This is a genomic window from Siminovitchia sediminis, from assembly GCF_042680885.1.
In the GTDB taxonomy this organism is placed as follows: domain Bacteria; phylum Bacillota; class Bacilli; order Bacillales; family Bacillaceae_C; genus Siminovitchia; species Siminovitchia sediminis.
In genome coordinates, this window is the sequence record NZ_JBHUEO010000017.1 from 1 (window position 1) to 13,244 (window position 13,244).

At 41.0% G+C, this 13,244-nt stretch carries 11 protein-coding genes; all 11 read left to right on the forward strand.

Going from position 1 to position 13,244, the window contains the following annotated elements; genetic code table 11:
- Positions 1-644 (forward strand): response regulator transcription factor (locus tag ACFSCZ_RS07395; RefSeq protein WP_380773205.1); only part of this gene is annotated, 644 nt, incomplete at its 5' end.
- Complete coding sequence (locus ACFSCZ_RS07400) at positions 644-2,002, forward strand: sensor histidine kinase (protein ID WP_380773206.1); 1,359 nt, start codon at positions 644-646, stop codon at positions 2,000-2,002. The genes ACFSCZ_RS07395 and ACFSCZ_RS07400, both read left to right, overlap by 1 nt.
- Before the next feature lie 51 nt (positions 2,003-2,053).
- Positions 2,054-2,752 carry a PepSY domain-containing protein gene (locus ACFSCZ_RS07405; RefSeq protein ID WP_380773207.1) on the forward strand — a complete coding sequence of 233 codons (699 nt, stop codon included), beginning with the start codon at positions 2,054-2,056 and terminating at the stop codon, positions 2,750-2,752.
- Positions 2,753-2,862: 110 nt separating this feature from the next.
- Positions 2,863-3,429: a PepSY domain-containing protein gene (locus ACFSCZ_RS07410; RefSeq protein ID WP_380773208.1), complete on the forward strand. Its 567-nt coding sequence runs from the start codon at positions 2,863-2,865 to the stop codon at positions 3,427-3,429.
- 113 nt (positions 3,430-3,542) lie between these two features.
- Positions 3,543-3,725: a cold-shock protein gene (locus tag ACFSCZ_RS07415; RefSeq protein WP_380773209.1), complete on the forward strand. Its 183-nt coding sequence runs from the start codon at positions 3,543-3,545 to the stop codon at positions 3,723-3,725.
- Positions 3,726-3,857: 132 nt separating this feature from the next.
- Positions 3,858-5,411 (forward strand): FAD-dependent oxidoreductase, encoded by a 1,554-nt coding sequence (locus ACFSCZ_RS07420; RefSeq protein ID WP_380773211.1) that lies wholly within the window; start codon positions 3,858-3,860, stop codon positions 5,409-5,411.
- A gap of 127 nt (positions 5,412-5,538) precedes the next feature.
- Entirely contained in the window at positions 5,539-5,790 is a 252-nt protein-coding gene (locus tag ACFSCZ_RS07425; RefSeq protein ID WP_380773212.1) for a hypothetical protein, read from the forward strand.
- 176 nt (positions 5,791-5,966) lie between these two features.
- Positions 5,967-6,914 (forward strand): homoserine O-acetyltransferase MetA, encoded by a 948-nt coding sequence (metA, locus tag ACFSCZ_RS07430; RefSeq protein WP_380773213.1) that lies wholly within the window; start codon positions 5,967-5,969, stop codon positions 6,912-6,914.
- 831 nt (positions 6,915-7,745) lie between these two features.
- A complete protein-coding gene (locus tag ACFSCZ_RS07435) occupies positions 7,746-9,260 on the forward strand; it encodes a UDP-N-acetylmuramoyl-L-alanyl-D-glutamate--2,6-diaminopimelate ligase (RefSeq protein WP_380773214.1) in 1,515 nt (504 codons plus the stop codon).
- Between the two features lie 971 nt (positions 9,261-10,231).
- The gene (locus tag ACFSCZ_RS07440) at positions 10,232-10,861 is read left to right on the forward strand and encodes an MOSC domain-containing protein (protein WP_380773215.1); all 630 of its coding nucleotides are present in this window, start codon (positions 10,232-10,234) and stop codon (positions 10,859-10,861) included.
- A gap of 231 nt (positions 10,862-11,092) precedes the next feature.
- Positions 11,093-13,231, forward strand: coding sequence for a hydantoinase/oxoprolinase family protein (locus ACFSCZ_RS07445; RefSeq protein ID WP_380773216.1), 2,139 nt, complete (start codon positions 11,093-11,095; stop codon positions 13,229-13,231).
- Positions 13,232-13,244 lie beyond the last annotated feature (13 nt).

The following is a 13,244-nucleotide window of genomic DNA, read 5'->3' on the forward strand; positions in this document are numbered from 1 at the left end:
TCTTAGAGCTGGAGTTATCTTTTGAAGGATACGAAACAGGAAAAGCATTTACGGGTTTAGATGGATTAAAGATGTTTCGTGAACAGTCATGGGATTTGGTGCTTCTTGATATTATGCTGCCTGAGATGAGCGGAATTGAAGTATTAAGGCGGATCAGGGCCGGAGATCCTCATACTCCGGTTATTATGCTGACAGCTAAAGATTCAGTAGAGGATAAAGTGTCCGGATTGGATCTTGGTGCAAATGATTATGTCACGAAGCCATTTGAAATGGAGGAACTCCTTGCCAGAGTGCGTGCGGCTTTAAGGCTAAGCCAACATACAAAAGGTGAAAAAGTGGACAATGGGTGGATACAAGTGGGTGAATTAAAGCTGAACGAACTGTCAAGGGAAGTATTCTTTGGAGAAAGCCCCGTTGGATTAACTCAAAGGGAATTTGATCTCCTTGCCTATTTAATGAAGCATGACCGCCAAGTGTTAACGAGAGACCAGCTGCTTAATGGGGTCTGGGGATATGATTACTATGGGGACACCAACATAGTAGATGTGTATATCCGTTACATAAGAAATAAAATCGATAAGAAATATCATATGCCGTTGATCCATACCGTTCGAGGAGTCGGCTATGTATTAAAGGAAAGCTAATGAAACTTCGCACGAAAATAAACCTATATACGGCAGTTATGTTTATAATCCTGTTATTGATGATAAATGTGGCCATCTACTTTACGTTCAGCCGCATGATGTTTGACAGTGATCTGAGCAGGGTTGGAAATGAAGCTTCCCAAACAGTAAAAGGTATTACACAAGCCGACCCTTCCGTTCCAACAGACAATTTGCTGCGGGCTTATATGCCTGTGAACGGGATGCTCCAAATCGTCCATAGTGACGGCACGGCAAGTACGGCAGTAACATCTTCCGAACAGACGTATTTACGCGGCAATCCCGTCTCCTTTACAAATAAAGAGCAAAAGAAAATCATTGAATATGAAGGGGTCCCTTATGCCTTTGTTTCAATTCCTGTTATTTGGATGGATGGCGAAGTAGCGGAGGTTCAACTGACAGAGAGCCTGGCAGACACGGAAAATCAATTAAATACATTGAAGTTCGTTCTGACGGCGATCATGTTGATGGCATCTATTCCGGTACTATTATCATCTCGGCTGTTGAGCAATTTTATCACATCACCGATTTCGTCATTGACAGCCACTATGCAGGAAATTCAGGCAAGCGGTCACTATAAGCGAATTAAGCTTCCGAAAAAGACAAACGATGAACTTTACCAAATGGGCGAGACTTTTAATCACATGATCGGCCAGCTCGAAAAGAACTTTGAAAAACAAGAACAATTTGTTTCCAACGCTTCCCATGAACTAAAGACACCGTTAACCGTTATTGATGCCTATGCAGATATGCTGAAAAGAAGAGGCCATCAAAGCCCCGAAGTGTTTAATGAATCGGTGGAAGCTATTCAATCCGAATCGCATCGTATGAAGAGCCTTATTGAGCAATTGCTGCTCCTGGCCAAGCATGAGGAACAATGGAACATCAAACAAACGGATTTCCCGCTTCGCCCGTTTGTTGAAGAAACAATCAAAACTTTTCAAGCCGGGTTTCAACGCGACATTCAATGCATTGCAGAAGAAGACGTGACTGTTAAAACAGATAAGGAAAAGTTTAAACAATTATTATATATTTTTCTGGACAATGCCAGAAAATACAGTAACGACTCAATTATTGTCAGAATCGGGGTAAACAAAAATGAAGCCATTGTAGAAATTATGGATCATGGGATTGGTATTCCCAAGGACGACCTGCCCAAAGTTTTTGACCGGTTTTATCGGGTTGAGCAGTCACGTGCCAGAAAATCAGGCGGGTTCGGACTTGGCCTTCCTTTAGCCAAAGATTTGGCAGAAGCGATCGGTGCTGACTTTGCTATTGATAGTGAGGAAGGGATCGGAACAACTGTAAAAATAAGACTCATGAGAGACGATTCTCATTAAATTCTCATATGATTCAAGTAGAATGAATGTAAAAACCATGAGGAGAAACAGATGAAATTCTTACAAAAAAAAGGAACTCTTATATTGCTGGCTGCGGCCATACTGATGATTGTCATCTTTTGGCAGCTGGCTGGCAGGTTATCATCAGCGGAGCCGCTTTCACAAACAGAAGCGGGCGAGCTTGTACAGGATCTGTATGGTGGAAAAATTATAGAAGTTGCAGAAAAAAATGGAACATACCACACAGTGATTCAATCGGATTCAGGTCTGTATAATGTTTCTGTTAATAGGCAGAGCGGGGAAATTGCAGGCATACACAAGCAAGAGGTGGAACAACAAAAAAAGATGTCTCTTTCCAAAAATGAAATTGAGGAAATTGTACAGGCAGAATTTAATGGTGAGATCGTCAGTATTGATTTAGAGGAGTCTGACAGACCTGTTTATAAAGTGGCTGTCAAAGAGGAAACAGCTGAAACGACGGTAACAATTGATTCATTAACCGGAGAGATCGTAGATAAAGCCCGAAAGGAAATACCCTCATCAGATGATCCTTCACAGGGCATTACAAAAGAACAGGCCGTGAAAATTGCCAAAGAACAAGTAAATGGAAAAGTCGATGATGTAGAATTCGAAGAGTCAGATGGCCTGCTTTATTATTTGATTGAAATAGAAATGAATAATGGTTCGGAAGCCACCGTCCAAATAAATGCGATTACTGAAGAGGTCCTTTCCATCACTTGGGATGATTAATGAGTTCTACTCTTCTCTTTCTCATGAATTTCTTATTCAGTCTTCAGAACTCCCTCATCATACAACTTTAATATAAAAGCAGATCAAAATTGAGGGAGGAAATATTTATTATGAAAAGAAAAGGAATCATTGTAAGTCTTGCAGGCATGGTTGTTTTAGGAGGGGCTTTTGGAGTAAGTGCTGCGTCAAAAACTAATCAGGCGGCAGTTGGCAAGCAGCAAAATCTCCTATCAGTGGAAGAGGCAAAACAGATTGCTTTGAATGAATACGGTGGAACATTAAAAAGCATTGAACTTGAAACGGATGACGGCTATAAGGTGTATGAGATTGATTTGCTTCTGGAAGGCAAATATGATGAAGTAGATATCGAGATGAATGCTGTTACTGGAGAAATCCTTTATGCTGAAATAGATGACGATGACAAAGATCTGCGTAATGGGGATGACAGCCCAAAGAACCGGGCATCTGAACAAGCAAAAGCTCAAGTTATTTTAAAGGAAGAAGCAATCTCATTAGCATTGAAGGATACGGATGGAATAATAAAGGAAGCTGGATATGATGATGGAGCCTATGAGATTGAGGTCCTCACAGCACAGCAAGAAGTAAAGTTCGAAATTCATGCTCTTACAGGAGAAATCATGAACAAAGAAATAGATAACAGAGATCACGATGAATAGGATAGCCATAGGATTTGTCGAGAATCTACGAAATTGTTTCCTGTAAATCCCATCTTTTTATTCCATGAATGGGTTATAATAGTAAATGGATAACAAGAAAGGGGATCTAATTCATGGCTTATAGAAGAGGGCCTCAGGAGCCTGTTCCAGAAGAGGAAACAATTGTGTGGTCATGTACAAATGAACAATGTTCTTGTTGGATGAGGGATGCCTTTTCTGCAGAAAACAAAACAACCTGTCCTATTTGTCAATCATCGATGGAACAGGAAACAAGAGTTTTACCGGTGATTTTATAAGCGTTTTAGCTCAGCCGTCCTGAATATTTTTTTGCAGGACGTTTTTTTTTGCCAGGTTTTGGACTTTCCGTACATTTTTCTTTAAATATGGGGAAACTGAATGATGGAGAGAAAAATGAGGAGGATAGATCCATGACCAATCAACAAAATCAATTGCCTAAAGATCCGAAATCTTATTGGATAGACTCCATTGACTTGCAGGAATTTTCGGCATTGGAACAGGATATTGTAACAGAAGTAGCCATAGTTGGCGGAGGCATTTCCGGGATTACGACGGCTTTGTTACTAGCCAAAGAAGGCATGAATGTAACACTATTAGAATCCACACGCTTGTTAAATGGCACGACAGGCCATACAACTGCAAAAATTACGGCACAGCATGGCATCCTGTATGATGAACTAATCAGTCACTTTGGATTGGAAAATACAAAACTGTACTACTCCGCTAACGAAAAAGCCGCTCATTTTATGGAAAATCTCATTCAAGAATATGGAATTGATTGTGATTATCAAAAGGAAAGCGCCTATATTATTTCTTCTTCCGACAGTGACAGGCAAAAGCTTGAAAACGAAGCAAAAGCATATGAAAAATTAGGTATTGACGGCGGTTTTGTTGACAAAACTCCTTTAAAATTCCCAACCATTGGTGCGGTAGAGATGAAAAATCAAGCGCAGTTTCATCCGCTGAAATATTTGGCGCACCTGGTGGGCGAATTAAAGACGATGGGTGTCCAGATCTTTGAACGTTCAACGGCTGTCCGTATGGAGCAGGGTGATCCTGCTGTTATTCATATGCGAAACGGAAACAGGGTAAAAGCAAAGTATGTTGTATCAGCCTCCCATTTTCCTTTCCATGACGGGAAGGGATATTTTGCAAGATTGTATCCAAAAAGATCTTATGTAATTGCCGTTAAACAAACGGAAGCTTATCCGGGCGGAATGTATATTACTTCAGACAAGCCTACACGTTCATTTAGAAGTGTAAAAATTAATGGAGAAGATATGCTCCTCGTCATTGGGGAAAGTAACAAGACAGGGCAGGGTATACCTGAAATAGAACATTATGAAGCGTTGGTAAAAGATGCAGTCAACTATTTTAATGCAAAGGAAGTTTTATTTCGCTGGTCAGCCCAAGACCTGGTTACCCCGGATAAAGTACCGTATATCGGGAGAATTTCAAAGAACCATCGTAACGTTTTTGTTGCAACCGGCTTTAGAAAATGGGGGATGGCACACGGAACCTTCTCCGGTATGCTTATCAGTGATTTAATTTTAGAAAAGGACAATCCTTATGAAGAGTTTTATGCACCTTCCAGGTTTCCGTTAGACCCAAGCGTGAAAACCTTTGTGAAAGAGAATATGAATGTAGCCGCACAACTGATCGGCGGAAAATTAGACCGTCCAGATAAGGAAATTAAAGACATTCAAGAAAATGAAGGGGCGGTTATCACAATTAAAGGAAAAAGGGCTGGTGCGTATAGAGACAGCAGCGGCAATCTGTTTGTAGTGGATACTACTTGCACTCATATGGGCTGTGAAGTGAACTGGAACAGTGGAGACAGGACTTGGGATTGTCCATGTCACGGCTCAAGGTTTGCTTATCATGGCGAAGTAGTTGAAGGACCGGCAGACCAGCCATTAAAGAGGATTGACCCGAACCAAATAGATTTTTCCTCATCCACTTGACAAAAAGGAATCTTGAATAGTATTGGGTGTTTTATCCAGCATAATCAGCTGAATGGAAGTCCACAATAAGAACTGTTCAAAGCTGTAGCTTTGTTCAAAGGTAAACGGGATGACAGGAGGATGTCAAATGAAAAAGTTTTGGACTACCATGCTGGCTGCTGCTGGAGTCGGTGCAGCTGCATATGGTTTAACTAAATATAGGAATGGAAAATATGCGGATTCTGTGAAAAATATGATAACAAGCGCCAAGAACATGATGCAAAATACGGGAGCCGCCGCCAACAATCCTTTAATGGAGATATCTAAAGAACTTGCGCCCCAAGGTCTCCAACAACAAAATAGCCAAAGAAGAAATAAGCATCCGATGAATCCCAGCTAAAACAAGCTCCCTGATTTTTTACAGGGAGCTTTCTCGTTGACATGTAAGATATACATGATGAAGGGCATCTTATTTACATAAAAAATAAGAAAACTTTGGTTATATCCGTTGATGAAAAGCCTATTCAAGCTTATAATAAGTTTTATTAGCTTTTTTAGCAATAGGGAGGGATTGTATTGCCTATTAACATTCCTAAACAAATGCCAGCAAGAGAAATCCTTGAAAAAGAGAAAATATTTGTAATGGATGAAGAAAGAGCAACAACGCAGGATATCCGTCCATTGAATATATTGATTTTAAATTTGATGCCTGAGAAGGAAAAGACGGAAGTCCAGCTGCTGAGGCTGCTGGGAAATTCTCCTTTGCAGGTTAACGTTACATTTTTGCATATGGCAACTCACCAATCGAAAAATGTAAGCAAATCTCACTTGGAGCAATTTTACAAAACCTATGATTCAGTAAAAAAATATTATTTTGACGGTATGATTATTACAGGTGCACCCATTGAACATTTGCCGTTTGAAAAGGTGAATTATTGGGAAGAGCTAAAACTCATTATGGATTGGTCCAGGGACCATGTCACATCGGTCATGCATATTTGCTGGGGAGCTCAAGCAGCGTTGTACTATCATTACGGAATTGACAAGTATGAGCTGCCGGCGAAATGCTCAGGCATATACAGACATACGATTTCCGATCAGACCGTAAAACTTGTACGCGGATTTGATGAAGTTTACTTTGCTCCACATTCCCGCTATACCAGTGTCAGTCGGGAAGAGATTATAAATCATCCGGACCTGAATCTTTTATCGGAGGGGGAAGCGGGCCCGTTTATCATCACTTCCAAGGACGAAAAGCATATTATGATTACTGGACATCTGGAATATGATACAGACACTTTGGCAATAGAGTACCAGCGAGACATAAAAAAGGGTTTGGATATTCAAATTCCGGAAAATTACTTTCCTGATAATGATGTAAATCAAGCACCGGTAAATACATGGCGTTCGCATAGCCATCTGCTGTTTTCGAACTGGCTTAATTATTATGTTTACCAGGAAACTCCGTATGAGCAGGATCGTAAAGTCAAGGTTGATATTCCTGCTGCCAATGACATTTCATAACCGCACAGAGCAACTTGCTTTGTGTGGTTTTTTAATTTTTGTAAAAGATGCATGACTGAAATGGCAGGATGTGTCAAACTGCAACAGGAGTGTGAAGCAGTAAACTTGTTGGGCATTTTGCGAAAAATGCACACGAAAAACCCCTGCGTTCATTGCTTCCATGTTTCTCCTGGTATGCAAGGCTATTTCACCCAGGTTTATCTGCTATGGGTACATATTCTTCTCTTAAAAGACTTATATTCAAAGAAATGTTATTGGTAATTAAAAAAAGGAGTAGATATGGGTGGCCGGTGAAAGCAGCGGAGTCTGATGTGCCGTAATGGCAAGATTGTTTTGAGCTGATGCAGAAGAAGGAGACGGCTGGGAATGCTTCCGTAAGTAATATGGAGGTTAACCGCATTTGAGGTCATGGTTTGCATGTTGCTGGAAGTTGAACATTCCCAAACGGTTTTAGCCGCACGCATTCGAAGCCGTAACCCCACTTATACATTTATCAAGGGACAGGAGAAGTTGTACAAACTATTGCAAGGAGAGCTGTCAGATGGAAAAAGATAATGGCCAAGCAAAATTGAACTTGTGGTTTTCCCGGCCGGAGTGACTGTCCTGGAACAGGGTACGACCAGCCGTTAGCCGGAAGGTCAAATGACATTGTTTTTATGAACCTGCTGAAGAAGAATATAAAAACTTGTTAAAACACCTTTTGAGATGTTAAACAAACAGGCAGGCCCCGGCTTGTTTTTAATTGAATCAATTGGATTGCATAACAGGAATGAATGACAGAAAAAATATTGAATAAACTATCCTTTAGCAGGAGGATTAGAGGGGTCAAAATTGGACTTAAGTGAGCTCATCCAAAACAGCCTGGGGCATGTACGATCAAAATTCCCACTCCAGGGGATTACAATTGAAGGTATTACAGCAAATTCAAAAGAAGTCTGCAAAAACGATTTGTTTGTTGCTATCTCAGGCTACCATCATGATGGCCATGATTATATAAGACATGCCATTGAATGTGGTGCTGCAGCAGTTGTAGGTGAAAAATATGTTGGTGAGTTGAGTGTCCCCTATATTAGGACAAGCAACAGCCGTTCAGCTTTGGCCAAGTTAGCGAAAGAATATTATCAAACATTTACCAGTGGCCAAACAGTCATTGGCGTAACGGGAACAAACGGAAAAACTACGACTTGTTTTATGCTGAGGCACATATTTGAAGCTTCCGGATTTTCATGCGCTTTGTTTAGTACCCTATTTAATATTGTCAATGGAGAAAAAGTCCCTTCCGAACAAACCACCTCAGATCCTTTGAAAATGCATCATCTTCTATCTCGTTCCAAGGATCAGATTATTATCGTTGAGGTTTCTTCCCATGGACTTTCGCAATGTCGACTGGATGGAATTGATTTCGACTGCTGTGTTTTCACGAATCTTGATCATGATCATTTAGATTATCACCAAAATATGGAGGATTATTTCTCAGTAAAAGCCAGTTTATTTAATAAGCTGAAAAACAGGGGAAAAGCAGTAATTAATGGATATGACTCCTGGGGAGAAAAACTTATTCAGTCTCTTGAACATACCGATAAGCAAATGTATGTGATGGGGGAGGGCGGTCATTCCTTTCAAATCATTCCTCAGTACGATCTTTCTTCAGAGACATCATTCTTTATAGATCAGGGGAAAAGGTATCCCATCCAGCAAAAAATTCCAGGCGTTCACAATATATTGAATGCCGGTTTAGCTTATTTAACGGCAAAAAGCTTTCATATCCCTGAAGCGTTCGTGATCCATACATTGCAGAACTTTGAAGGGATTCCAGGTCGATTTCAAATCACGAGACAAACCGGACAGCCGACAATTGTTATTGATTATGCCCATACAGCTGATGCTTTTTATCATTGTCTTCAAACCGGACATGCTCATAAAGCAACTCGCATTTTTCATGTATTTGGCTTTAGAGGAGACCGGGATATATCTAAAAGAAAAAGAATGGTGGAAATATCAAGTTTGCTTAGTGACAAGGTCATCCTGACAACAGACGATTTAAATCAGATCTCACACGATGCAATGGTAAAATCATTGCATGAATTCAGTAGATTGGATAACGTACAGATTATCCCTGACAGGACATTAGCAATCGAATTTGCCATAACATCTGCGAGAGAAGGGGACTGGGTTTTCATTACAGGCAAAGGGCATGAGCGATATAAGGAATCATATAAGCTGCCAAGTTCCTCCGACTTGGAAACCGTTCGCATGATTCAACAGCTTGTTGATTCAGAATCAGGGGAAAGATGTTTTCAGCTCAAATGTTGGGATGAAACGGACGAAAAACCCATGTTTCATTAAAGAGAAATTTATATTGTGAAAGGCTGATCCTGGTCCCGGTTATAGATTCTTGTCAACATTCAAATACCAATGAATATCCGGCATGCGTTTGACAATCGCATGCCAGTTTTATTTATAGGAAACCTATTCAAGGTAAAAAACAAATAGGAATTTGACATATGGCGGCATTTCCGGCAAAGTACATAGCCGAATTCCTGCTCAGTGAAGCAAATTCACCATCAATCAGCACAGCCACATCATTGCCTATACACAAATGATTCCTATAGTAACATGTTTGGAGGGGGCGGCATTATATTTTTCCTGAGAATCTTTCTCCTTGTGCGAGTTATATTTTTTCTCTTCATACTTATTTCCTAACCGCCAAAAATTCGGACCAGCATGGAAATGAGAATGATAATGGCAACGCTAAACGCCATCCCCATTAAGATGCGTTCGTGTTTTTTATACATGTGAAACCACTCCCTGATTTAATCATACCAATTCCATCCGGCATGAAATAAGGAATTATTTGACGAAATTTTAGAGTCTTTATGTTGAAGCTGTGAAAAATTAAACAAGTTATCATTTACACTTCAGCAGCAATAGTATTTTAAAATAATAATAATGGCATTGTTTCCTTAACATAACTGAATTGTTATATTGAGATAATATAATTGGTTAATGTTGCTCAGGAGAAAAAGCAGATTTTTCTGTGGTATTAACACCAGATCATAAGAGTTGCGCAAGGTTGGTCATTGGTCCTAATACCTGAAAAAACCGACCTTTAAGTCTTATGACCAAGTTCTATTAGTGGTGGTTATCCTTTACAGGATGGTGAGTTGTGCAGTTTGTTTTTCAATAGAGTAAAATGTGAGTTTATACACTTCATTGCATACCTTCCGTTGGATCGTTTCGGGTCATTCAGGTCTCCGAGTACCTGTTTTCAGTTTAAAGAACATATATAATGAATGATAAGAAAGGGGAGGGTAACAATGATTGAATTTTTAAATGTAGGAAGGCCGCAATTGATTGGCAATCCGTTCGGACCAGTCATCAACTCGGGGATCAAAAAAAAACCTGTCACTTCCGCCTATTTAAATAAAAATGGCTTTGCACATGATGAGGTAGCAGACCATGATAACCATGGCGGAGAAGAAAGGGCTGTATGCTTTTACCCTTTTGAACATTATTCTGGATGGAATGCGTTGGCCGGTCAGGAATTGAAAATTCCTGCATTTGGTGAAAATATTACGCTGTCCGGATACACAGAAGACACCGTGTACGTGGGGGATATATATCAGATCGGCGATGCTGCCGTTCAGATTACACAGAGCAGAATACCATGTGCAAAAGTCGATATAGCCAACCGAATCAGAGGATTTTTCGAACTCTTTATCCGAACCGGTAAAACCGGATATTTTGGAAAAGTAGTAAAGGAGGGACAGGTGGAAGACCAGTCTGCCATCACTTTAATAGAACGTCCCAGCCACACTGTTTCTATAAGAGAACTGCATCATCTTTTTTTTCACGACCGTCAAAATACGAAAGAGATTGAAAGGGTACTCTCCATTGAAGCACTTGCCGGGGATATGAGGAACAGGCTCAGAAAGTTAATAAAATAGCTATAAACAGGAATATCAAAGATCGTTTCGGCAATAAAGCCGGGACGGTCTTTTCTTTTATTTAAAACGTTTGATCAATAACTGTTGCGCTACACCTGTAGCATTCCTGTACAAATTTTGAACCGGTTCATGTAAGAATTTATTCTAAACACTTTAGATTCAATATTTTGATAATTGGCATATTAATTGCATGATCCATGATTGACTAAAAAAGAAAGGGGAGACAAACATTTGGCAAAGTCACAAATTCTGGCCATTGACGCAGGAGGCACAATGACAGACACATTCATTATTGATGAAAAGGGGGATTTTGTTGTTGGAAAGGCCCAAACCACTCCCGATGATGAACACATCGGACTGATGAATTCAGCCAAAGATGCCTTGGGCCAATGGGATGCGGAAGTGGAGAATGAATTTCCTCATTTGCGTGCAGGTGTTTATTCTGGAACGGCCATGCTAAACAGGCTTGTATCCCGAGTGGGGCGCCGAGTTGGATTAATTGTGAACAGAGGAACGGAAGATAACCACCGGATGGGTCGAGGTCTTCAGTCATTCTTGGGTTATTCATATTCAGATCGGATTCATATAAACACACACCATTTTGACCCGCCGCTAGTACCGAGAAAATGGACCGTTGGTGTTACTGAAAGAGTCGATATGTTTGGCAATGTTGTTATTCCTCTGTACGAGCATGAAATTGAGCCCGCGGTTCAAAAGTTAATCGATGAAGATGTGGAAGCCATTGTAATCAGTTTGCTCCATTCATATAAATACCCAATGCATGAAAGAAAAATCAGGGATGTAGCTAAAGACCTCATTAAAAAAGCGAATAAAGATATTCAGGTTTTCGCAACTGTGGATTATTATCCGGTTCGGAAGGAATCCCACAGAACCAATACGACGATCGTCGAAGCCTATGCCGCAGAACCATCCCGAAAGACTTTGGAGAAAATGGATACAGCGCTCAAGGAGCAGGGAACCGATTTTAATTTAAGAATCATGGCCAGTCATGGAGGGACGATTAGTATTAAAGCCAATGAATTGGCCAGAACTTGTGTATCAGGACCGATCGGAGGCATGATAGGGGCGAAATACTTAGCCGAAAATCTGGGTTTGAAAAATGTTGCCTGTTCCGATATTGGCGGAACAAGTTTTGATATCGGGCTGATTACGCAAGGGGATCTGGCCATCAATTCCGATCCGGATATGGCAAGACTTGTGCTGTCTTTACCCCTTGTATCAATGGACACAACTGGAGCTGGAACCGGAAGCTACGTACGGATTGACCCGAACTACGGGAATCTGACTCTTGGTCCTGACAGTGCAGGTTCCCGCGTGGGAGTGTGTAATCCTGAAGGCGGAATAGACACTGTGACAGTATCCGACTGTCATGTAGTGATTGGACTCATCAATCCGGATAATTTCATCGGCGGAGCGATTAAGCTGTCCCGAGAACGTTCCTATCAAGCCGTGAAGAAGCAGGTAGCTGATCCGCTAGGATTAACAGTAGAAGAAGCTGCGCTTGGTGTCATTGAATTGCTGGAATCGCAGCTGCGCAACTACTTAGAATCTATGATTCTGGGTAAAGGCTACTCTCCCTCTCAATATGTCTGCTTTTCCTACGGAGGCGGAGGTCCATTACATACAGCCGGTTACACACAGGGCCTGGGTTTTGAGGATGTATTAATCCCCGCGTGGGCCGCTGGGTTCTCGGCGTTTGGATGTGGAGCCGCCGACTTTGAATACCGTTATGATAAAACCCTTGATTTGAATGTGGATGATGGTGCAGATAATGAGAGCATTCAAAAAGCCGGTAGAGAACTGCAGGAATCGTGGGATGAGCTGAAAGCTAAAGTTGCAGAAGAATTCAAGAAAAATGATTATGCGCCCGAAGATGTTCAATTCCGTCTTCTGTACCGCATGCAATATCAAGGCCAGCTGAATGACCTGGAAATTGAAGCACCGATCAAAGAATTTAAAGGCGTGGAAGACTTCCAAACTCTTGTAGAAACGTTTGAAGACACGTACACACGCGTGTATGCGAAGTCTGCCTTATCACCGGAACTGGGATACTCCATTACAGGAGCGATTGTCCGCGGTGTTGTAGACGTTCCCAAACCGGAAATTCCGGTTGAACCCATATACGGAGAAACTCCGCCTAAGGAGTCATTCTTGGGGACACGTCAGGTGTTCTGGAAAGATGGCTGGCAATTGGCAGATATTTATGAAATGGAAAAATTAATGCCGGGGAATCGGATCAAAGCCTTCTCCATCATTGAATCGACGGCTACAACCTTAGTAGTCCCAACAGGATTTGAAGCGTACCTTGATGAAAACCGTATTTTCCATTTGAAAGAATTAAAAAAATAAATTCATAGGAGGT